Origin of the sequence: Paenibacillus sp. MCAF9 (genome assembly GCF_052114265.1) — a bacterium.
Classification (GTDB): Bacteria; Bacillota; Bacilli; order Paenibacillales; family Paenibacillaceae; genus Pristimantibacillus.
In genome coordinates this window covers 364,846-386,315 of record NZ_JBFREL010000001.1, presented here as the reverse complement: position 1 = coordinate 386,315, position 21,470 = coordinate 364,846, and the positions used below count along the sequence as shown (strand labels likewise).

Genomic DNA, 21,470 nt, shown 5'->3' with positions numbered 1-21,470 from the left:
GCTCGCGGCAATCTGCTTTTTTTCAATATTTTTTCATTATCGTGATTTAACAATGATCTTACGAATGCTTTCGCACGATAAATGATATTTCCGCTCTAGATCAGCAACAGTCCAACCATTCGAATAATACAGGTAAATTTCTTTGTTACGTTCGGCAAGCAGCTTCCGTGTGCCGCTTACCTCACCCCAATGCGCGCGTTTCTCCGCTAGCTTAGGCACATAGATCAAATCACCTTGAATGTATTTTTGCAGCTCTTGCAATAGACTAGGGGGAAGCACGTCTCTCCCATTTTTGTAGTTCACAATAAATGTCCTCCTCGAACAAGCTAATCTTTTTAGAGTTGTTTGCAGCAGTAGTGTTAATCAACATTTTTTGCTTCCTCCTTTCGTTTTTTGGTAACGCTGAGTTTTTGTTGCAAGCAATAAAAGCCATGGATGTTATTCCCTCCACTTGAACTTCTTTCTTGTTGCACTTTCTTATTATATTGTAAGCATTTTCAGATGACAAGAAATGTTTAACAATAATTCCATTAATAATGGTTAGAACATTTTTAAAAGTAAAAAGGAGACCTTGCGGTCTCCTTCTAATGAGCGATCTCCGTTAAACGGAGATCACCTCCAGGTTGTTAATCAAATCGATCAGCTCCTTTCCTCAAGATTCGTCGGCCCGACTTCATCAGTATATATCCTGTATCCAGCTTGGCGATAGAGTAAAAACACTTATAAATGAACTTTACCAAATGGACAGCTGTCAAGTGAGAAAAAGTGAGTATTTTATCATCACTTTTTAATAAAGTTGTTTTTATTCAGCAGCAGCAAGGGTTTGCTTCCTCATAGGTAATTAGTGGGCATTTAATCTATGTTATGGTATTCCTAGCTCAACACACAGACTACCTAATTTCAAGGAGGAACATCATGAATAACACAAAAAACAAAAAGATTAGTAGACTTATCGCAGGTGTTGGAATCAGCTTATCTATTGCCATTGCCAGCGTGCCTGTCATAGCGCCTCAAGAAGCAAATGCAGCAACGGTATCAAGTACGTCCAAAGCAAACAGCGTCATTGCAACTGGAAAAAAATATTTGGGCGTGCCTTATAAATTTGGTGCAAAATCAGGTATTACTAGCGCGTTTGACTGCTCGTCTTTCACTCAATACGTATTTAAGAAAAATGGCATTAGCTTGCCAAGATCTTCTAAGCAGCAATCGAAATCCGGCACTTATGTTTCGAAAAGCAATCTTAAACCAGGAGATCTTGTTTTCTCTGACACGAATCGTGATGGCATCATCAATCACGTAAGCATATATATCGGTAACGATAAACTCCTTCACACTTACAGAGTTGGAGTAGGCGTTACGATCTCCAAATTCTCAGGCAGCACATGGGACAAGCGTTATGTAACTGCTAGACGCGTAATTAAATAGAACGATAAAAGGCAGATCTCTATCATAGAGATCTGCCTTTTTTATTTTACACATGTGAAGAATCGCGAGGCGTGCCTGCGCTATTCTTTTAATAAACCAAGCATGTGCAGGCCATACATAATTCCGTCCTCTGTTACATCCTTCGTTACATAACGTGCGGCTTGCTTCACTTCATCGGGTGCATTGCCCATCGCAACGCTGTGATAGACATATTGCATCATTTCCAGATCGTTTAAACCGTCGCCAAATGCATAAATATTTTCACGGTCGAAACCGGATCGTTCAACAAGAGCATGAATTCCTTTTGCCTTTGAGCCACCAGGCGGTAAAATGTCACTGCCAAACAAATGCCAACGAATGAAGCCGAGCTCAGAAAAATTTTCCTTGTAGCAGCCCTCATCCTCTTTCTTGCAATAAAGCAGGCACTGATAAATATCTTTTCCTACATAATAATCAGGCTCCATAGGCGGCAGCTTCTTTTTTAACGGTTCGTGGGCATCCTCTAAATAAGCAGTTTCATGTGTACTGGAGCGCATACCTTCCGGTGTCATATAGACTAAAGGATGATTATTATTTAGAGTAATTTGCGTAAGCTCTGCAAGTCGGTCAGGATTAATCGAATGGCTATACACAACTTCTCCATTGTACACCACGTAAGAGCCATTAAAGCTAACATAGGATTCTATGTTTAATTGTTCGCTAATGGGCTTCAGCATAAAGGGCCCTCTTCCTGTCGCGATAACGAGTTCATGGCCAGCTGCTTTCAATTGCTCAATCGCTTGCTGCGTAGATGGCGGTATTTTCTTCTCGTGATCAACCAATGTACCGTCAATATCAAAAAAAATAAGCTTGCGAGTCATCATTGTTTGCCTCAATCCTTCATATTCTATTCCTCTATTATAGCTTATTTCATTAAATTCTGCGTGGAGCTGCACACAGCAAATAAACCGACGCCTGCTGGCATCGGTTTATTTCGTTATTGCTTATGCAGCCATTCTCACATTCACCGGATTAGTAGCAAACTCATTTGCACCACTTCTTGAGGCTTTGCGCTTATTGTTCTGTGCGATACCTACAAGGATTGGCGCTTCAGAAATATCCCGCTTCGCAAGCTCAACTAAAAGAGCAACATCCCCCGTCTGATAAGCAACCGCCATCGCTCTTAAGAAGCTTCGCAAATACTCATCATCAGGTAGAATAACAGCCTCTGCCTTCAGTTCCCGCTTGACTGCTTGCAAGGCTTCACGCGCGCGGTAATGGGCAGCCTTGATTGCACCAGACGTCGTATTTAGCCGCTCGGCGGTTTCTTCGATTGAAAAATGAAGCACATCGCGCAAAAGAAACACGGTTCGTTGTAAAGGTGACAGATGTTGCATGAGCGCGTACATCGCTTCTTCATGGTCAAGACTGCTTGAATAAGCTGCTATATCCATTGGCTTCGCTTGCTGAATGAGAAGTTGATATTGATTTTTTCTTCTTCGCTGATCAATCCATGTATTTTTGGCGATGCGCAGCAACAAAGCTTCCGGATTATTGTGATTTGAATCAACAGCTGCCCGCAGCCCTTTTAGCCATGTATCCTGCACTAAATCTTCTGCATCCCATTTCGATTTTGTTAGAAACAAACAATATCGCTCAAGTGTTTTTTGAAGCTGATCAAGGTCAGCCTCTGTGCTTTCTACTGCTGTATGGGGTAAAGATTTCAGTTCATTCATCATTATACCTCCTCTGCATTTACCTCTCTTCATCTTCTCAAAAAGGAGAACATCCTTATTGAAGTAAACGAATGAAGTGCGTCAAAAGATACGCTTCTTTCAAAAATTTTTCCCGTATCTTTTTTTAATTGTTATTCGTTTACTAATCGAAACCAAACAACATCCATTTGGAGGTAAAATACGATGAGTAATTATGTACCTTATGTAGTCGAGCAATCCAGCCGCGGTGAAAGATCCTACGATATTTATTCGCGATTGCTGAAGGATCGCATCATTTTTTTGGGCTCTGCAATAGATGATGTAGTCGCCAACAGCATCGTTGCTCAATTATTATTTCTTACCGCGGAGGATTCTGAGAAAGAAATCTCGATGTACATTAACAGCCCAGGCGGCTCCACTTCTGCCGGATTCGCCATTCTTGACACGATGCAATTTGTGAAAGCTCCAGTACACACGATCTGCACGGGATTCGCTGCTTCTTTTGCAGCTATACTTCTGCTTGCTGGCGAGAAGGGTCATCGTGCTGCGCTGCCTAATAGCGAGATTATGATTCATCAGCCCCATGGCGGTGTCCAAGGGCAAGCGAGTGATATTGCGATAAGTGCAAAGCGGATTTTGAATATACGCTCTAAATTGAATCGAATTAGTGCAGAAAGAACAGGACAGCCTATAGAGAAAATCGAAAAGGATATGGATCGTGATTATTATATGTCATCGGAAGTAGCATTGGAATATGGAATTATCGACAAGGTCATTACCTCTATGTAGATAATAAGCTCTTATGAATCCATATTGCCGCTTGGCTGCCATCCCCCATTGCTATGGTCAACATTTCAGAATGCGCAGTTACGTCTCCAGCGGCCCAAATGTCTTCGACACTTGTAAGCTTTGTACGCGGGTCAACGACAATATGATTGTTCTCCATAACCTCTACTCCAAGCTGCTTGGCAATGGAGGAACGAACCTCATTGCCGCCAAAAGCAACAAAACAGCGCTGACGATAAAGAGATGAACCGTCCGCAAGAATTATCCCTATAAATTGTTCACGCTCAATCAGAACGGTTTGAATGGCTTCTTCTATACAGGGGATTCTTTTTTGGTCAAGCTTGAGTCGCAACTTTTCTTCAATCGGTGTGAGCTCATGATTTACATAAATGAGCTCCTCCGTCCAATGCGTAAGTGTTAGTGCCATTTGCGCTCCGGCATTTCCAGCACCGAGTACAAGCGTCGGCTGATCTCGTACTTCGTATCCATCGCAATCAGGGCATACGTATACGCTCGTTCCCAAACAGGGAATAAGCATTTCCAAATTCGGAAGCCGATCCTTCACACCTGTCGCAATAAGCAGCTTCTTCCCATGATAAGTTTTCATATCCGAAGTTTTCAGAAGAAAAGCCTCATTTAATCTTTCCGCCTGTACAACTTCAGCTTGTATGAATGTTACTCCAAGCTGCTCTGCTTGCTTTCTCCCTGCAAGACGAAGCTCTGCCCCGCTAATGCCATCAGGAAAACCAATTAAATTATGATAGCTTCTGCATACCGAAGATCTTCCATTGCCGGAATCGATAACCGCAACGTGATGACGATATCTTCCTAATTGTATGGCAGCCTGTAAACCTGCAATGCCGCCGCCTACAATTACACAATCATAGATCATCAAATGCCTCCCAGTAATAGGATTAGTGTACACAACATCAGTTGGTTATTTAGTATTTATAATTGGCTCTCCACTTATACAAAGGAATAAGGATACGGCTAGGAATAGTCTCTATTTCAAAAGAAGYCAGCTGCTCTAATTCAGGGCAGCTGGCTTCTTTTTCATATATGTGATTATTGCACGCTCAATCTTCTTCGCTTCATTTTGATGACTTCTGGAAGCGCAATCCCTATGAGTACGACGATGACACCAGCCCATTGCAAGGCGCTGACATGTTCATTCAGAACGAAGGATGAAAGCAAAACAGCGACAGGAAGCTCCGACGCACCCAAAATCCCTGCCATTCCTTCTCCGACATGCGGCACACCGATTGCAAACAGTACGGGTGGAATAAACGCACCGAACATGCCAAGCAAGAAACCGTAAAGCATCAAATCTCCAAAAATGAGTCCATTAAACAAAAAGGTTGGAGGGAATAAAATAAATACAAGTACCATGCCTCCGGTAATCATCCATGCGCTTCGATATGCAGGATGTACAGAAGGAACTGCTTTTCCGCTAAATAGAATAAATAGTGAATAACTAACTGCAGATAACAGGCCGAGTATAACTCCCATTATATTAAACTGACCTGTGCCCTGCTCGATGATGCCTGCTGCAAGCAAAGTACCGCCGAATAAGATAGCAATCGTAAAAAACATAATGCCGTTTGGACGTTTCCGCTGTCCTACCGCTTGAATTAATACACCAATCCATGTGAACTGAAAGAGCAATATAATCGCAAGCGATGCTGGGATGTAGCGAAGAGATTGGTAATACAATAAACCTGTAATAGCGGTTGGAGTTCCAGCGGCCATTAGAATGAAACGTTGTTTCCATGTCATGCTGCTCGTGCGAATAGATGTATTAGCCTTACTTTGATTAGTTGAGCTCTGGCTGCGCTTCTCACGCCATTTCATAATGAAAGTGAGTATCCAAGCGAGCAAAAAACCTGTTAACAATTGACTGCCTACAACTTCACCAAGCTCATAGCCGCGGCCATAAGCAAGCACAACAATAGTTGATAAAATGCCATAGCTTGCGGCACCTAGAAAAACCGAAAAAATATACTTCATCTGTGTGAATCCCCCTCATGAAAATTTAAAAATTTACGCATAAAAAAATCCCAACTGCGAATATAGGATCAATGATGATTGATCTCATATTCGTAGTTGGGAAGTAAGGCTTCCCGTAGAAACCCTCACCCTGTTCAAGCTGTAACTCCGTGAGGTTATACGAATTATTTAGTTGTGGAATACGTCTTAAGCACATTGAATATTACATGACAAGTAAAGTGCTGTCAATAGATAATAAACTGGAAGCTCGGAAAATAGGCGATTTTCACATCACTTTTTTGCATCTTGCTCCCTATGCTGCATGCGATTATGCTATGATAATACGACGTGAATATGGCTATTATATGGAGTGAGATAGATATGAGCAAATCAATAATAAATGGTACTGTAAAATCGGTTTGCCCTTTTGACTGCCCGGATACTTGTGGTCTGAGCATCACCTTCGAGGAAGGCAAAATAACGAAAGTAACAGGTGATGCAGAGCACCCGGTAACCCGCGGAGCAATTTGCAATAAGGTAAGACAATTAAATGATCGCGTGTATCATCCTGAAAGACTGCTCTACCCTCTTCGCCGCGTAGGTCCCAAAGGCGAGCATTCATTCGAACGGATATCTTGGGAAGAAGCTTATGAGGAAATTACCTCACGGATGAAAGGGATTATTTCCGAGCATGGAGCGAGTGCCATATTGCCTTATAGTTTTTATGGCAATATGGGTGTTTTGAATGCAGAAGGAATGGATCGACGGTTCTTTCATCGACTCGGTGCAAGTCAATTGGACCGCGCAATTTGCAACGCTGCTGGCTCAACAGGCTATGCTTATACGATGGGCGCTTCCAGAGGTATTGATCCCGAAGAAACGATACATACGAAGCTGTTTCTTATATGGGGCTGCAATCTCGTATCCACAAATATGCATCAAACGATGTTGGCAACGGAAGCACGGAAAAACGGAGCAAAGGTTATTCATATTGATGTGCATCACAATCGTACCTCTACTTGGGCGGATCAGTTCATTCATTTGCGTCCGGGAACGGATGCAGCGCTCGCTCTCGGCATGATGCATGTCATCATCCGCGATGGGCTGACTGATCAAGCTTTTCTCGAGCAGTTCACGCTCGGTTACGAGGAGCTCGCGAAGCAAGCAGCTGAATATACGCCTGAACGAGTGGAAGCTATTACAGGCGTACCGGCAGCGGAGGTCGAGGAGCTTAGCAGGCTGTATGGAACGACCACTCCCTCTTTTATTCGCATCGGCAACGGACTTCAGCACCATGATAATGGTGGAATGATCGTGCGAACAATCTCTTGCTTGCCTGCATTGACTGGGCAATGGGATGTTCGAGGTGGCGGTGCAATGAAAGGCAATAGCTGGTATTCGCGGCTCAATGGTGAGAAAATTGAGCGCCCCGATCTAATGCCTGACCTGGATGTCCGTACGATCAGCATGAATCAGCTCGGCGATGCTCTTCTAGATGCCGCTCCTCCAGTAAAGATGCTGTTTGTGTATAACAGCAATCCAGCAGTCGTAGCGCCTGACCAGAATCGAGTGCGCGAGGGATTGGCTCGTGAAGACTTATTTACGGTTACACATGATTTGTTCTTAACAGACACCTGCAAATATTCGGACATTGTATTGCCTGCAACCTCTCATTTTGAAAACTTGGATTTATACACTTCCTACTGGCATCTGTATTTGCAGCTTCACCAGCCGATTATGGATCCGATGGGTGAATGCAAATCAAACTTTACGCTCTTTAAGGAGCTCGCGCTTAAACTTGACTTTGAGCCTCATCTATTTGACATTTCTGAGCAGCAAATGATAAGTGAGGCACTTGATAGCGAAAATAATCCACTTCTTAAAGGCATTACTTTTGAGGCGCTGCAAGCTAATACGTGGATGAAGGCTGGCGGTAATGAGCTTCCTTCCTATACCTCGATGATTCCGACTCCTTCTGGTAAAATCGAGCTTTATTCAGAGAAAATGCTTATGAACGGCTTGCCACCAATACCCAATCATACGCCGCTTAGAGAACCGGAGACGTATCCTTTTTGGTTGACGACTGGCCCGAATCACAGCTTCATTAACTCGACCTTCGCCAACCAAGAAAAGCTGCAAAAGCTTGAGAAGGAGCCTCTCCTTCATATGCATGCGGATGACGCAGAAGCTCTCGGGCTCCTTAGCGGGGAACGTGTTAAGATACGCAATGATCGTGGTGAACTGGAGATGACGCTGCGCGTTGGTCAAGATGTACTGCCAGGTGTACTCGTCACGCAAGGCTTATGGTGGGAAGACAAGAAAAAAGGTCATCAAGCCGTGAATACACTGACGCCGCAGCGGCTCGCAGATATGGGTGGCGGTGCTACATTTTTCTCAAATCGCGTTGAAGTTTTGAAAGCTGATGCAGCTCAATAATAGATATCCAAAAACACCTGAGTCCCTATGAAAAGTAGGAACTCAGGTGTTTTACCTTTTTGACTATGAATTAGTAGCTAATACCAACACGTTCTCGCACATAAGCACCGTTAAAATATTCCGAAACAGCGAATTCAGCCGTATCTGCAAAAGAAATCGATGCACCTCCAGAGGGCAGGATCTCTTTTCGCACACGATAACCGCCTCGCAGCTCCTCTTGAACGAGCCTCGTGGGACAGACGATGGTCCAGTCCAAATCAGTGTTAGCGAGTGCCCTATAAGCCTGCTCATGCTCTTTGGCCGCATCATGGTTTATACGTCTGTTTTCACTGGACTGGTATCTAAGCAGCTCTGGCTGCAGCTCACTCTGCAAGATGCCCGCTGTACCAATCGAAACGATTCTTTTCACTCGGTAATGCTGCATTGCGGCAATCAAATTTGTGATGCCGCTGACAAGCGTTCCGTTGCCTTCCGTATTTAACGCACAAATGACTCCACTCGCATCAACCATGGCTTCAAAAACATCATGCTGATTACGTACATCTCCAAGATAGCTCTCATCGATCATTTGCTCAGGCAGTCTTACAAATCGCTTAAATGGAACGTTTCTATCTTCAAGATAACTCGCAATAAATTGACCGGTCTTGCCTGTTGCTCCGAGAAGTAATAACTTTGAAGCTGTCATGATATGTACCCCTCTTATTAACAACGTTTATTCTGTTAAAGCAGCTCGTCAACGACATTTGGGGGGACTTGTCCCGTTAACGCGTTTACTAGGTTTTGAGCTGCAAGCATAGCCATATCAAACCTTGTATCCGAAGTGGCAGAGCCGATATGAGGCAAGGTTAATACATTAGCCATCGTCAGAAAAGGATGATCCGCTTCAATCGGTTCTTTTTCGAAAACATCAAGGCCCGCAGCTGAAATCGTACCCTGCTTGAGAGCTTCAATCAAAGCTTGCTCATCCACCGTTTGCCCTCTCGATATATTAATGAAAATCGCTGATGGCTTCATTAATTTAAACTCTGTTGCTCCAATTAGCTTAACCGTCTCTGGTGTCAGAGGCGCTAGTAATAAAACAAAATCTGAATAGGCAAGCAGATCATTTAATTCAAAATAACGAACGCCCAGCTTTTCTTCCGCTTCTAGCTTGCGGCTGCGATTATAATAAACGACATCCATGTCAAACCCGAAGCTGGCGCGACGGGCAACCGCCTCACCAATTCTACCCATTCCAATAATGCCAAGCTTGGCGTGATGGACATCTTTACCGAACAGCTTGACGCCATCGCCTGTCTTCCACTTGCCGTCCTTTACGTATCGGTCCAGCTCCGCAACACGCCTCGCTGTTCCTAGAATGAGTGCGAGTGCAAGATCCGCTACAGTGTCATTCAGAACATGCGGCGTGTTTGTTCCAACTATCCCTCTTGTACGCATTGCTTCAACATCAAAATGATTATAGCCGACGCTTATGCTGCTTACGACTTTCAAATGCGGCGCATGGTCAATTAATTCAGCATCAATTTTTGCTCCTGCCGTTAATAAACCATTTGCGCTAGCCATCTTCAGAAGCAGCTGCTGACGGGTCATGGGCGTTTTCTCTTCCCATTTGTCTATGATACAGTGCTCTGCTATAAACGCCTCTACTTCAGCGGGGATCTGTCGATCAATGAAAACGGTTGGTTTCATTAGCAATCTCCTCTCAGCATTTGTCATTTATAAGCATAGCACAGTTTATCCATTCATTGCTGCTTGGCGCTTGATTAGATCTTCAATAACGATACATGCCATTGCTTCTACAACGGGAATAATACGTGGACAGATACACGGGTCATGTCTGCCAATGGTCTCGATCATCTTCTCTTGACCGTGGATATCAATCGTATGCTGCGGCAAAGAGATAGATGAAGTGGGCTTAACCGCTATACGAAAAACAATTTCTTCCCCCGTGCTGATGCCGCCGACAATTCCGCCCGCGTTATTGCTTAAAAACCCATTTTTGCTCATGGCATCATTATGCTCGCTGCCGAGCATCTCTGCTGCTGCAAAACCTGCCCCGAACTCAATGCCTTTAACAGCCCCGATGGATAGCATTGCTTTTGCAAGCTCAGCGTCCAGCTTATCAAATACTGGCTCGCCAATTCCAGGTAAAACGCCTCTTACTCTGCATTCCACGATACCGCCGCAGCTGTCTCCGATAGCCGCTAAATGCTCGATTTTCTCAATCATGCGAACGGCTACTTCTGGATCGCATGCTCTTACCGCATTTTTTTCAATCTCATCCTCGACGTACGTTTCGCATTTAATACCGCCTATTTCCTTGGTATAAGCAACAACACTTATTCCTCGGTTCTCTAACAGCTTGCGGGCAACCGCTCCGCCAGCAACACGGCCTGCTGTTTCTCTTCCCGACGCCCTCCCGCTTCCGCGGTGATCACGCAAGCCGTATTTTTTCAAATACGTATAATCGGCATGTCCTGGACGAAAGGAATTTTGTATATCGTTATATGCTTCAGGCTTCATATCTGTATTATGCAGCATAATGAAAAGTGGCGTTCCCGTTGTTTTCCCTTCAAACATGCCAGACATAATACGAATGACATCATATTCTTTGCGCGGGGTAGTTACAGAGGATTGACCGGGCTTTCTTCGATCCATTTGCGTTTGGATATATTTCTCATCCAGCTCAACCCCAGGTGTCACGCCATCAACAATGACGCCAACGGCTTCCCCGTGTGACTCTCCGAATGTCGTAATTTTAAAACTTTCCCCATATGTGCTTCCTGCCATTATGTTTACCTCCCGATGGAATGCTTTGACGCATTTGTTATTTGTCTATTATAATTTTGAATATGAAATAAATGAAATCGGAATTTTTGAATCTTGTCATAGAGAGGAACTATATCATGCTAATGAATATGGAATGGTACCGCATTTTTCTCCATACCGCCAAATTAGGTAATTTAACAAAAGCAGCACAAGAGCTGCATATTACACAGCCTTCAGTCAGCTATGCAATTAAGCAATTGGAAGCGCAGCTTGAATTGAAGCTGTTTGATCGATTGTCCAAAGGAGTAAAGCTTACTCCGGAAGGATTGGAGGTTCTCGCTTATGTGGAGAAATCGTTTACGATACTGCAAGCAGGTGAAATCCAATTACAAGCGCTCAAAAACCTTACGGCAGGCGAGCTGCGCATTGGGGCTAGCGGACCTGTAATCAAGCATCTGCTGCTGCCGCTGCTTGATACGTTTCATGCGGAGCATCCCGATGTACGCATTCGGCTTTCTCAAGGGAAAACATCGGATATACGGGATAGATTGTTAGATGGTCAAATTGATATTGGTCTTGTTCACTTGCCCCTCTCTGATCATGAACTTGTCGTTTCACATCTAACGGAGATTCAGGACTGCTTTGTTGTAGGAGAAGCTTATCGCCATTTAGTCGATATCCCCTTTTCAGCTCAAGCCTTAGCCCAATTGCCGCTCTTGCTGCTCTCTGAAGCGAGCAGTACAAGATTGTTTATTGAGCAGTGGTTTGCTTCACAAGGCATAACGCCAGATGCGGATATGGAGCTGTCCAGCATGGATATGCTGATTGAAATGGCTATTCGAGGCTATGGAGCAGCATTTGTTACACAATCCTTTATCGATCAGGAGCTTGAGAATAAAAAACTATTTCGACTTCAGACAATTGAACCCATTCCATTACGTTCTGTAGGTTTTGCCACTAGGCGCAATTCTTCTCTTCCCATCATCGCAAACCGGTTTATTGCATTGCTTGAATAACAAGAAGAGCCTCCCGGTATCCAAGAGGCTCTTCTTATTATTAACTTGATTATGATCAGTATGCTCTTTCATATTGCTTTGCTGGCAATGCCTCACCTTTTATAGCCTGAATTGCATGTAATGCCCAATAAGGATCACGAAGCATACCGCGAGCAACAGCTACTAAATCTGCATCCTCACTCGCAATTGTCGCTTCAGCCAGCTGTGGATCCTCCAGCTTGCCGACGGCAATGACAGGTACCTGCAGCGCTTCTTTCAGAGCACGTGCCAAAGGCACCTGATAACCAGGATAGTTGCCCGGACGCCTTACTCCTACTGGTCCTTCCCCGCCGCTGGATACATGAAACACATCAACTCCAGCATCTCTGTAGCGTTTGCTGAACTCGATGCTATGGTTCAAATCATAACCACCATCCATGTATTCAATGGCAGAGATTCGCATGATGAGCGGCATGTCCGCTGGCATTACGCTTTTCACCGCTTGGACGACCTCTACCCCAAACTTAGCCAAATCCTGTCCGTACTCATCCTCACGGGTATTAATGCCAGGAGACTGGAATTGATGCACCAAATAACCATGAGCACCATGTATTTCAATTGTGTCTACCCCCGCTTCTACTGCTCTTCTAGCTGCCTCTTTAAATTGATTCACAATTACTTTTATTTCTTCCACGGAAAGTGGTTTCGGTGTTTTATAGTTTGGACCTGCTGGGATGGCAGATGGACCAACGGGCTGCTCAGCGTCCTCTGCTTTGCGCCCAGCATGGGCGATTTGAATGCCTATTTTCGAACCATGTCTATGAACTTCAGAAATAATGCGTTTGAAAGCAGGAATATGCTCATCTGACCAAAGCCCTAAATCATGATCTGTAATGCGACCATCTGGATCAACGTCGGTCATCTCCATTAGGATAAGGCCCGTACCGCCTATCGCACGTGAAACATAATGAACATAATGCCATTCATTAGGTATCCCGTCCTTCGCGTCTACAGAGTATTGACACATAGGTGCCATTACAATTCTATTTTTAAGCTTAAGACTTTTGAGTTCAAATGGTGTATCTAAATGTTTAAACGTCATGATCTATGCACCTCTTCGTTAATTAGAGTGGGTAGTTATTACTCTATTTTTACCACAGTTAGTATAAAAGCGAAAGTAGTGAACTTTTTTTCATATAGTTTCCCTAAAGTTACTTTTGTACTATACTTTAAGAAATGGAGTTAAATTAGTTGAGGTGATCCTGGTGGATGAACGTGAACAGCTCGTTCTAGAGCGAGGTACTTATGGTATTCCTTGCGTTATAGGTAAGGTACTAGACATTATCGGTACGAAGTGGACCTTTCTCATTATTCGTGACCTGCTGGTCGAAGAAACGATGCGCTTTAGTGAATTATTGAAATCACTCGAAGGCATCAGTCCGAAGACACTTTCCCTTCGCTTGAAGGAGCTTGAAGACCAAGGCATCGTTAGTCGAACCATTTATGCTGAGGTCCCCCCAAGAGTAGAATACACCATTACTGAAAAAGGTAAACGATTGGAACCCATCTTTATTGAGCTCAAGCGATTTGGACTCACTTTATAATGATCATACAGCAAAAAGGATTGTCTCCAGCCTTCGCTTAAGAGACAATCCTTTTTTCATTTAGAAAAATTAAATCAATTCTGATTTTTGTAAAAGCCGTTGAAGGAGCGCTGCAACTTCCGCTCGAGTCAGGTTTGCTTTTGGCGCCAGCTGATGATCTGTTTTTCCATTAATAAGACCACTTTGCAAACAATCCGCGATACCACTTAAAGCCCACTCTGCAAACATTGCTCTGTCCGCAAATCCTTGTAGCAGCGTATCGGTATCTGCATCCACTAGTTTGTCCTTTAATCCTGTAACCTTCATTGCTTTGGCTGTGATCGCCATGGCCTGTTCACGTGTCATGCTGATGCTTGGACGGAATGTCCCATCCTCGAATCCTTCAATCAGGCCATAAGCATATGCGGTTTGGACTGCCTCCGCATACCAAGCCGAGCTATTCACATCTGTGAATATTTGCGCTGCCTTGACAGGTTTGAGGCCGAGCGCCCGAACGAGCAAAGCCGCAAATTCAGCTCGCGTAACCTCTTGGTTAGGCAGATACTTATTTTTATCCACACCTTTTACGATGAGTCTTCCACTTAGATCATTTACGGCGGATGCTGACCAGTGATCCTTTATATCCACGAATACGGTATCATAATGGACAAGCGCATACACGCTGTTTGTCAAACTGCTAATTACTGCTATATAGTTGCCATTCTTATGAACAATTTTGGTAGGTACATGGCGTACTGATCCGTCTGGGTCAATGACAACAGCTGTCGTCATTTGAGTTTGATCCACATCGTCAGGAAGTATCAACGCCCTTTCTACATAAGCGTCGAAGCTGTCGATATTTACATTGGTTCCTCCATAATTGGCGGTAACCGTAAAATTAAATGCCGTATCAACTAATGAAAACTTGCCGATTATTGCAGCTTCGTCTAGCAACTTTTGAATCGCTGCTTCCGGCTTGCTGATTTCGATATTAATCTCTATGGCTGACGGCTCTGCAGAAGGATTAATTTGCCCTATCAATGCTTTTAAATTAATATGCCGCGCAGGCAGCGTATAGATTGTTGCATCGGTTTGCAGCATAATTACCGCATTTTTCTGCTGAAGATTGTCCAGTATTTCCGCAGTCAGCCCAGCTTGGAAACGATCAGGCTGTGTTCGTGTCTGTATCGCAATGACCGAATGCTCTTGCTCACTGGCCAGCTTATTCGCCAGTTTAACAGAATCAAGCTTGAACTGAGTAACCGATTGTCCATTTATTGTTGAAGTTTCTGCGGTTCCAAGCTGCTCTTCCTTGCCATTGATCAACACAGCAAACTCTGCATTAGAAGGCTTCACAGGCTGCGGAGGATTAATAGGCGAGATAGGTCCTGATTCACCTATTGGAACTGCGCTTATTTCATTAGAAGCTGAGCTTTCTCCTGCCCCATTGTAAGCCTTTATTACAAAATAATATGTTTGACCATTGCTCAAGCCTTTCGCTAGATAGTTATAAACAGAGCCTGTTACGGTTGCTGCCTCTTCCGAATAAACGCCTGGCGTCGTGCTGACAAAGATTTTGTAGCCATCTGCACGATCCACGGCGTTCCAGCTTAAGCTCGTTTCCCCATTGCCCGCCACTGCCTCATATAGTACTGGCGGCAAAAGCGAATCCCCTGGTTCAGTTGGATCTATTGGATCTATTGGATCCGTTGGTTCCGTCACCGTCACAACTGCTGATGTACTTAAGTCGCCGTTTTGTGTTTTCGCCGTAATGTTGACCGTGCCAAGCCCTATGGCGGTAACAAGACCAGTCTGGCTTACCGTTGCAACATTGCTGTTGCTTGTTATCCACGTTATATTTTTGTTCGTCGTTTGATCTGGCATAAGCGCTGCGCTTAGCTGCTCCGTATTGCCAGTCACCAGCGTAAATGCTGATTGATTCAAAGTAATGCTGTCCGCAAACACTTCGGGTCCATATACCTCAAGCTCCCAAAGGGAATAACCATACACAGTAGCTCTTACCGTTCCGTACATCCGCACATAGCGGGCGCTTACTTCATTAAACGAAACCGTCTCGATGCCGCCCTTCCCAGTCGTCGTACTGTACACCGTTTGCCAGCCAGCTTCGCTGCTTATATCGTTGGCAACTTGGATCTGATAGCTTTTGCCATAGGCACTCTCCCAATACAGCTTCACTTGATCAATTGTCTTGTTCTCCCCAAGATCGATATAGATCCAGCTCGGATCGATACCTCGCTTGGAGCCAAAGCGGGTCGCGAGATTACCGTCATTAACATAACGCGACGTATCCTCGACGCCGTCATTCGATGAGCCGATCGCGGGCTGCCTTAGCGCCAGATTCGTCCTTGTTCTTGGTTCCGGATTTTGCACGGGCTTGATCGTTACACCGCTATAATGCTCCTTGCTCAGAAAGTTCATCTCATGGAGATTTTTCGCAGGCTCGCTTTTGCCCGGCATATACACGTTTTCGAACGTAATATTTGTAATCTTCGCTCCCTCCATCCCCTTCAGCTTGGAGAAGCCTTCGCCAATGTCTCGTACTATAATGTTTTTTACGGTTACGCCTGTGATCGGTCCGACACCTGCATTGCCGCCGTTTACTGTAAACATTGTCATCCAAGCGCTGTTGTCTTCGTTGCTGCCGCTGATATCTTCTACATCCATATTCTCGAAGGTAATGCCGCTTACCTTACCCGATCCATATTTATGATGAATGGCAAAACCAACCGCTGCCTTATACACGACACCGTCCTTGAACGTAATATTTTGTTGGTCCTGCATGACCCCTTGACCCATTTTGAAGCCATAACATAGAGTCCAAGAAATCGCGTCCTCGAAGAGCACGTTTTGCACCGGCTCTGGACTTCCTGGCCACGGTACCTTCCCGGATGCGATATCCGTATCCTCCCGCCATGCTTTGGTGGAATACGGATCATCCAGCGCGATGCCAATCGAATTTCTAACGACTACGTTTTGCGATTCGCAAATGTCGATGCCGTCATTTTCGCCCATGCCCAGGCTGTTGAACATTTTCAAATTCGTAAATGCTAAATCATTGGATCTTGTCGGTACGATCGCCCAGCCAGCCGATTCCCGAACCATGATGCCATCCATCTTAAAATTTGATGTAGCGATAGGCACGATTAAATTGTTGATCATTCCTTTGCCGTTCGTACTTTTATCATCATGCAACGCTTGTCCGTTGCCATCGATCGTGCCTCGCCCGTAAATTTTAATATTCGTCGAATGAAAGGCTGTAGAAATCCACCATGTGGCGGGCCTTCCCATCGAATCCTTAAACCAATGCTCGGTATAATCTGCCGTCTTTCCCGTAGCAACAAATGTTGCTCCAGGTTGCATGTAAAGCGCCGTGTTGCTCTTCAACACGACATTTCCGATGTAGTACGTACCGCGTGGAACATAAACGATGCCTTGCTTCCCATTCCCCTGCGCAGTTCCATAGCTGCTCGCATCATTAATGGCTTGCTGCAAAGCAGCTGTTCTCGCTGCTACGCCTGTTTTCTCCCCCGTTGTCGTCACTAGATAAGGCGCTGCGGTCACATTATAGATCCCCTCGCCGGTGGGATTCGGAATATCCGTCTCTGCCGGATCAGCCGCGATAACCAATCGGGTAGCCCGGTTGTTCATCATGATGATCAAATACTCATCCTTCTGCGTCGTAAACGTGATCGTTCTTCCAACCACCGAATCAGCTTGAATACCGAGTTTCTTCGGACTGATCGAGTATTCATGCACCTTGTCCGTATTCAGGATCGTTAGTTCATAGGTTACCGGTCCGCCTCCCATCGAGAAGCTTGCATAATCGTAGTCGTTGAAGCCCTTAACCACTGGAATTTCTACTCCATTCGCCTTAAGGCTATAGTTCGTTGAAACTGCATATTTTGCTGAAGGCTGATACGAATAAATTGTAGCTGGACCCACTCCCGCTCCCCCTACTTCGTCTGATGCTGCCTTCGCACTTGGCGCTGAAACAAATACCGATGATGCCAGAATCGCAAACGCTAACGCAAAACAAAACCATTTTCGATTTGTGAATGTCATTTCCTTTCCCCCTTCTCCACTTTTGAAAACCCTTACATTTATAAGTATAGGGGGAATGTACGAACCCTCTAATGCGGTAAATCCCACATTATGGACAGCAATCTTGAGCAATTTAATAATAAAAGAATGAATTAGTCCAATGGTGGTTATTGAATAAAGGCTTATAAATAGCAAAAACCCCCTTAACGGGGGCAGGCGTACATAAACACTTTATCTTTGTTTCAACCATTCCTTATTTAATGGTGATAACAAATGGCACCGTCAGCACCTCGCCTTTAAATTGAAATTGCCCCCATAACTTGTAGATGCCTTTCTCAGGAAATACCGTGTGGAACATGACGTTTGCACCACCACTCATCGCTTCCATTGCATGTGCATGCACGAATTGGTCAACTGTGCTGTTCAAAATTACACAATGGCCGGAAGTGCCGAGAAATGGCTCTATCTGCTTAATCGGCTTTCCCGTCTCTTTATCAATAAATCGGAATAGCAACATAACCATCTGTCCCGCTTCTATTTCACCAATCCCGGGACTTGCCGATAATGAAACTTCTAAGCCGCTTACACTTTTTATCCATGTGGTGTCAGGAACTATTGTTTCGTTAGATAATGGCTCGCCAGATACCTGTATCCACTGCTTATGAATGACAGCATTTTGTTTGTGAGGCTTGAATTCAGTCGTTACATAAAACGAGCCTGCAAATGGTAAGTTAAGCTTTGCCTGAAATACATTGTCTTTCACATAATCGGGATGCACATGCTGAAACGATGATAAATCTTTACTAACGACGATAAGATGCATGAGCTTGGTCATATCTTCTGTAAAATTCGTTACAGGCTGCCCATCCGCGGTGGTGACTTCCAATTGTAATTCCATTTCTCCTGCTTCTACTGGATTGCCATTTATTTCGCTTACTTTAACGTGATAACCCGAAGCTTCTGGTGATGGCATTTGTTCATTCTGAAGAGCAGCCAGCAATCCGCGCTTAGGCGGTTCTATATCGACGTTCGTGAGGTTCTTAAAGGTATCCGAAGCACAGCCAGTTGCAGCTAACAGGATAATGAACAAAGTTATAAGCAACAAACTAATGGACTTTAATCGTACGCTCATTGACTTACACGCTCAGGAGATTGGGCTAAAAGGCTAAGGCCGAGCGACAGCAGCGAAGCTTGTACGATTGAGCCTACCCACAGCTCGGGCTCCCAGCCAATACCGCTCGTCGCAGCCATCCAGCCGAAGTAACTGCCCCAAAGCACAATTGGCGTAATGGTGGCAATCAGCCTGCTGCTGCGCTTGCGATTCAGATCAGAGCGTCTTAAATGCAGCAATAAGTCACCGCTGAGTCCTGCAACAAACGATATGATCAAACTATGTATTTGGGTAAAACCATCGACTACACCCATTAGTGCGCTAATGAGTAAGAATACAAAAGTAATCGCACCAAAAGGAGGCTGCCAGCGCTTTAGCATAAATAAAATGGGGAACATAAATACGATCGTATTAAGTAGGATAAACGTTAATCCTCGTACCTCGGCATCATCTGCCATCCGGTGTGCAAATAAAGTGCTGGAATTGTTCATATACCAAGCAACTACTTTTGGCGCAGGCAAATTATACCGAAACATCCACACATACATGAGAAAAAAACTGACAGTACCTGCTGACAACGCCAAGGATAATAAGTATGGGAAAAAGCTTCTCCAACCTATCTGGTCGCCACTCAGCTCCCTCCAGCCTGCTCGAAGTGGACTTGATAAGATGAGAATGGCACCAAGCATTAAAGCTAAATGAGAAGGACTAAGCAGCGCTTCAAGATTCACTTCAATTCCAAAAATAATATGCCAAGCCATATCAGCTAAGCCACCTGCAAGAAAGATGATGACGCCAAGCAAGCCAAGCTCATATCCACTAGGAATGGCTTGCTTCCACGAGCAGCCCATTCTTTTTTTCACATATACAATCATTCCAAGTATCCATGCTGCGCATGCAAGAAACCCACTATACAAAATCGCATGCCAAGGAGTGAAAAACGTTTCGACTACATCATGGTTATGGGCATAACCGTCTATGAATATACCGAGCACCAGCCATGTGCCAAGCAGCATCGTTACGAAGTGGCTTTTCGTAGAAATAGCGTATGGTTGCATTGAACACTCTCCCCAGTTATCAATGAATAAACTGCTCGGCTATGCTGGTTAATTCTGATTTGGTTATGTCTAGATCAGGGCTGCCTATCGTGTATAGTATCGTTTCATCCGCTAATGAATCCATCCAAAAGACGGACTGATACTGATCCGTATCACTGTACAGAAATGGCTCGGCAAGAGCATAGGTAGCATATTGTTGACCAATAACGATTTGCTCTTGCGCCTTTAGATTTGAACGTAATTGCACATTGCTCTTATCCGTGAATACCTCCATCGTGATATGAATTATGTCAGTGGATTCGTTCTCATAAGTCGTCGTATAGACAGGATGATCCACGCTCTCTACTACAGGTCTGGGCAGAGGCAGCCAGGTCTCCTCCGGTTTCTCTTTCTTCACACGTTTCTCCAGCTCATGAAGCGACTCCATGTCGGCAGCAGTTAACGAACCGCCAAACGGTTGCTCCTTCTGACCTCCAACAAACGTCAAAGTTTCTGTTAAGGAATCAGGCAATTGAAGATCTGGATTTGCTTCTGTCAATTGCATCTCCCAATCCTTCTCCACCTTCCACACGTATGGATTGGTGACGATTGCGAAAGGGATAGCATCAGTTTTGGGCAAAAGGCTTTTTAATTTTTGCGAATAAAATATCGCCTTCGCATCGGTAGGAAGCGTTTGTTTAACCTCTTCGAGCGACTCGCGCATTTGCTGAGCCAACATCGCATCATACGTTCCTAATTGACCATTATGCAGCATGTAATCAATAATCTCGTCTTTAAAATGAAAAATATAGGGTGTAGAGAAACCCATGGAAGTAAGGAGCAGTCCCGCTACGATGATTCTGAGCGTCCATGATTTTTTTACCGCGTGCAGCTTGGTCTGTTTTTGGAGGCTCTGCTTTCGGTACAGCTGTTCGATTCGAGCATCAAGCTCCTCAGGGCGTTTGATTCTCGTTGCGGATTGTTTGTAGGCTTGTGTTAGCTCTTGTTCAATCGACATGATTAAACACCTCCTTGAAAAATTGAGAATGTGAGGTTCGATTTCGCAGTTTTTTCAAAGCCTCATGATGTCTGGATTTGGCTGTGCCTAGCGGGATTTGGAGCGTGCTGGCAATCTCTTCAAAGGAGCAATCCTGATAATAGCGAAGAACGATTATTTGTTTGTGCTTGGCAGACAAGCTGTTTACTAGCTGAAGTACTTGGTGTTTTTCTTCCTCTTCGACCGCTAATTCATCTGGCCTCTTCCATGGCTGTACGCCGTACAATTGCTTATTGCGATTAATTAAACGTAAAAATCGCCAGCCTTTTCGATTATAATGATTAACCTGATTAATGATTAAGCCGTTAAGCCAGGCTCGAAATGGTCTATTGTAGTCGTAGGCATGCAAAGCGGAGAGCATAGCGATGTAAATCTCACTAACGATATCATTGACCTCATTTTTGTTCGTGACCAAATAATAGACGGTACGATAGATATGATCAGCCGTTTTCTCATACACCAAGCGGAAAGCTTCCGGATCTTCATCCAGAAGCGAAGCTAACAAGGGTTGTATATCCGAATCCTTCAA

The 21,470-nt window shown here is 44.5% G+C and carries 19 protein-coding genes and 1 riboswitch; of the genes, 5 read left to right on the top strand and 14 right to left on the bottom strand.

Features of this window, described 5'->3' with window-relative positions:
* Window positions 1–36: 36 nt before the first annotated feature.
* Window positions 37–303, bottom strand: a complete 267-nt coding sequence (locus AB4Z45_RS01795) for a CD3324 family protein (protein WP_054024760.1) — start codon at window positions 301–303, stop codon at window positions 37–39.
* 612 nt (window positions 304–915) lie between these two features.
* On the opposite strand from AB4Z45_RS01795, the gene AB4Z45_RS01790 reads away from it, so the two are divergent.
* Entirely contained in the window at window positions 916–1,425 is a 510-nt protein-coding gene (locus AB4Z45_RS01790) for a C40 family peptidase (protein WP_441907624.1), read from the top strand.
* A gap of 80 nt (window positions 1,426–1,505) precedes the next feature.
* Here AB4Z45_RS01790 and AB4Z45_RS01785 read toward each other — a convergent pair whose 3' ends face one another.
* Together AB4Z45_RS01785 and AB4Z45_RS01780 are read right to left on the bottom strand one after the other, a co-directional pair.
* The gene (locus AB4Z45_RS01785) at window positions 1,506–2,288 is read right to left on the bottom strand and encodes a Cof-type HAD-IIB family hydrolase (RefSeq protein ID WP_441907623.1); all 783 of its coding nucleotides are present in this window, start codon (window positions 2,286–2,288) and stop codon (window positions 1,506–1,508) included.
* A gap of 120 nt (window positions 2,289–2,408) precedes the next feature.
* Window positions 2,409–3,143: an RNA polymerase sigma factor gene (locus AB4Z45_RS01780; protein WP_441907622.1), complete on the bottom strand. Its 735-nt coding sequence runs from the start codon at window positions 3,141–3,143 to the stop codon at window positions 2,409–2,411.
* 180 nt (window positions 3,144–3,323) lie between these two features.
* Between AB4Z45_RS01780 and AB4Z45_RS01775 the strand changes: the two genes are divergently transcribed.
* On the top strand, window positions 3,324–3,908 hold the full coding sequence (locus AB4Z45_RS01775; protein ID WP_441907621.1) for an ATP-dependent Clp protease proteolytic subunit: 585 nt from the start codon (window positions 3,324–3,326) through the stop codon (window positions 3,906–3,908).
* On the opposite strand, the gene AB4Z45_RS01770 is transcribed toward AB4Z45_RS01775, so the two are convergent.
* A complete protein-coding gene (locus AB4Z45_RS01770; protein ID WP_441907620.1) occupies window positions 3,901–4,797 on the bottom strand; it encodes an NAD(P)/FAD-dependent oxidoreductase in 897 nt (298 codons plus the stop codon). The genes AB4Z45_RS01775 and AB4Z45_RS01770 overlap by 8 nt on opposite strands.
* Before the next feature lie 173 nt (window positions 4,798–4,970).
* Window positions 4,971–5,912 (bottom strand): EamA family transporter, encoded by a 942-nt coding sequence (locus tag AB4Z45_RS01765; RefSeq protein WP_430059076.1) that lies wholly within the window; start codon window positions 5,910–5,912, stop codon window positions 4,971–4,973.
* Window positions 5,913–5,985: 73 nt separating this feature from the next.
* A riboswitch (purine riboswitch) is annotated at window positions 5,986–6,095 on the bottom strand.
* 177 nt (window positions 6,096–6,272) lie between these two features.
* Between AB4Z45_RS01765 and AB4Z45_RS01760 the strand changes: the two genes are divergently transcribed.
* Window positions 6,273–8,327, top strand: coding sequence for a molybdopterin-containing oxidoreductase family protein (locus AB4Z45_RS01760; protein WP_441907619.1), 2,055 nt, complete (start codon window positions 6,273–6,275; stop codon window positions 8,325–8,327).
* A gap of 70 nt (window positions 8,328–8,397) precedes the next feature.
* On the opposite strand, the gene AB4Z45_RS01755 is transcribed toward AB4Z45_RS01760, so the two are convergent.
* The 3 genes from AB4Z45_RS01755 to aroC are packed head-to-tail and all read right to left on the bottom strand — an operon-like array spanning window position 8,398 to window position 11,117.
* Window positions 8,398–9,012 (bottom strand): NAD(P)-dependent oxidoreductase, encoded by a 615-nt coding sequence (locus AB4Z45_RS01755; protein ID WP_441907618.1) that lies wholly within the window; start codon window positions 9,010–9,012, stop codon window positions 8,398–8,400.
* A gap of 35 nt (window positions 9,013–9,047) precedes the next feature.
* Window positions 9,048–10,016, bottom strand: a complete 969-nt coding sequence (locus AB4Z45_RS01750) for a 2-hydroxyacid dehydrogenase (RefSeq protein WP_441907617.1) — start codon at window positions 10,014–10,016, stop codon at window positions 9,048–9,050.
* 45 nt (window positions 10,017–10,061) lie between these two features.
* The gene (gene aroC / locus AB4Z45_RS01745) at window positions 10,062–11,117 is read right to left on the bottom strand and encodes a chorismate synthase (RefSeq protein ID WP_441907616.1); all 1,056 of its coding nucleotides are present in this window, start codon (window positions 11,115–11,117) and stop codon (window positions 10,062–10,064) included.
* Window positions 11,118–11,233: 116 nt separating this feature from the next.
* Between aroC and AB4Z45_RS01740 the strand changes: the two genes are divergently transcribed.
* Window positions 11,234–12,112 (top strand): LysR family transcriptional regulator, encoded by an 879-nt coding sequence (locus AB4Z45_RS01740; protein WP_441907615.1) that lies wholly within the window; start codon window positions 11,234–11,236, stop codon window positions 12,110–12,112.
* A 55-nt stretch (window positions 12,113–12,167) separates the two neighbouring features.
* Here the strand turns inward: AB4Z45_RS01740 and AB4Z45_RS01735 are convergent, their stop codons facing one another.
* Complete coding sequence (locus tag AB4Z45_RS01735; protein ID WP_441907614.1) at window positions 12,168–13,193, bottom strand: NADH:flavin oxidoreductase/NADH oxidase; 1,026 nt, start codon at window positions 13,191–13,193, stop codon at window positions 12,168–12,170.
* 163 nt (window positions 13,194–13,356) lie between these two features.
* Here AB4Z45_RS01735 and AB4Z45_RS01730 point away from each other — a divergent pair, with 163 nt between their 5' ends.
* A complete protein-coding gene (locus AB4Z45_RS01730) occupies window positions 13,357–13,695 on the top strand; it encodes a winged helix-turn-helix transcriptional regulator (RefSeq protein ID WP_076265924.1) in 339 nt (112 codons plus the stop codon).
* A gap of 69 nt (window positions 13,696–13,764) precedes the next feature.
* Here AB4Z45_RS01730 and AB4Z45_RS01725 read toward each other — a convergent pair whose 3' ends face one another.
* The 5 genes from AB4Z45_RS01725 to AB4Z45_RS01705 form a co-directional block, all read right to left on the bottom strand.
* Entirely contained in the window at window positions 13,765–17,757 is a 3,993-nt protein-coding gene (locus AB4Z45_RS01725; RefSeq protein ID WP_441907613.1) for an S-layer homology domain-containing protein, read from the bottom strand.
* Between the two features lie 232 nt (window positions 17,758–17,989).
* Window positions 17,990–18,868 carry a hypothetical protein gene (locus AB4Z45_RS01720; RefSeq protein ID WP_441907612.1) on the bottom strand — a complete coding sequence of 293 codons (879 nt, stop codon included), beginning with the start codon at window positions 18,866–18,868 and terminating at the stop codon, window positions 17,990–17,992.
* On the bottom strand, window positions 18,865–19,905 hold the full coding sequence (locus AB4Z45_RS01715; RefSeq protein WP_441907611.1) for a hypothetical protein: 1,041 nt from the start codon (window positions 19,903–19,905) through the stop codon (window positions 18,865–18,867). Before AB4Z45_RS01715 ends, AB4Z45_RS01720 begins: the two co-directional genes overlap by 4 nt.
* Window positions 19,906–19,924: 19 nt before the next feature.
* Window positions 19,925–20,902 (bottom strand): hypothetical protein, encoded by a 978-nt coding sequence (locus tag AB4Z45_RS01710; RefSeq protein ID WP_441907610.1) that lies wholly within the window; start codon window positions 20,900–20,902, stop codon window positions 19,925–19,927.
* Window positions 20,892–21,470: a sigma-70 family RNA polymerase sigma factor gene (locus AB4Z45_RS01705; RefSeq protein ID WP_441907609.1), complete on the bottom strand. Its 579-nt coding sequence runs from the start codon at window positions 21,468–21,470 to the stop codon at window positions 20,892–20,894. Before AB4Z45_RS01705 ends, AB4Z45_RS01710 begins: the two co-directional genes overlap by 11 nt.

Excerpts from the sequence above, each read along its gene's own strand:
- AB4Z45_RS01750 (WP_441907617.1), bottom strand. The coding sequence starts at position 10,016 with ATGAAACCAACCGTTTTCATTGATCGACAGATCCCCGCTGAAGTAGAG.
- AB4Z45_RS01775 (WP_441907621.1), top strand. The coding sequence starts at position 3,324 with ATGAGTAATTATGTACCTTATGTAGTCGAGCAATCCAGCCGCGGTGAA.
- AB4Z45_RS01765 (WP_430059076.1), bottom strand. The coding sequence starts at position 5,912 with ATGAAGTATATTTTTTCGGTTTTTCTAGGTGCCGCAAGCTATGGCATT.
- AB4Z45_RS01715 (WP_441907611.1), bottom strand. The coding sequence starts at position 19,905 with ATGCAACCATACGCTATTTCTACGAAAAGCCACTTCGTAACGATGCTG.
- AB4Z45_RS01735 (WP_441907614.1), bottom strand. The coding sequence starts at position 13,193 with ATGACGTTTAAACATTTAGATACACCATTTGAACTCAAAAGTCTTAAG.
- AB4Z45_RS01725 (WP_441907613.1), bottom strand. The coding sequence starts at position 17,757 with ATGACATTCACAAATCGAAAATGGTTTTGTTTTGCGTTAGCGTTTGCG.
- AB4Z45_RS01770 (WP_441907620.1), bottom strand. The coding sequence starts at position 4,797 with ATGATCTATGATTGTGTAATTGTAGGCGGCGGCATTGCAGGTTTACAG.
- AB4Z45_RS01740 (WP_441907615.1), top strand. The coding sequence starts at position 11,234 with ATGCTAATGAATATGGAATGGTACCGCATTTTTCTCCATACCGCCAAA.
- AB4Z45_RS01755 (WP_441907618.1), bottom strand. The coding sequence starts at position 9,012 with ATGACAGCTTCAAAGTTATTACTTCTCGGAGCAACAGGCAAGACCGGT.
- AB4Z45_RS01790 (WP_441907624.1), top strand. The coding sequence starts at position 916 with ATGAATAACACAAAAAACAAAAAGATTAGTAGACTTATCGCAGGTGTT.
- AB4Z45_RS01780 (WP_441907622.1), bottom strand. The coding sequence starts at position 3,143 with ATGATGAATGAACTGAAATCTTTACCCCATACAGCAGTAGAAAGCACA.
- AB4Z45_RS01785 (WP_441907623.1), bottom strand. The coding sequence starts at position 2,288 with ATGATGACTCGCAAGCTTATTTTTTTTGATATTGACGGTACATTGGTT.
- AB4Z45_RS01710 (WP_441907610.1), bottom strand. The coding sequence starts at position 20,902 with ATGTCGATTGAACAAGAGCTAACACAAGCCTACAAACAATCCGCAACG.
- AB4Z45_RS01760 (WP_441907619.1), top strand. The coding sequence starts at position 6,273 with ATGAGCAAATCAATAATAAATGGTACTGTAAAATCGGTTTGCCCTTTT.
- aroC (WP_441907616.1), bottom strand. The coding sequence starts at position 11,117 with ATGGCAGGAAGCACATATGGGGAAAGTTTTAAAATTACGACATTCGGA.
- AB4Z45_RS01720 (WP_441907612.1), bottom strand. The coding sequence starts at position 18,868 with ATGAGCGTACGATTAAAGTCCATTAGTTTGTTGCTTATAACTTTGTTC.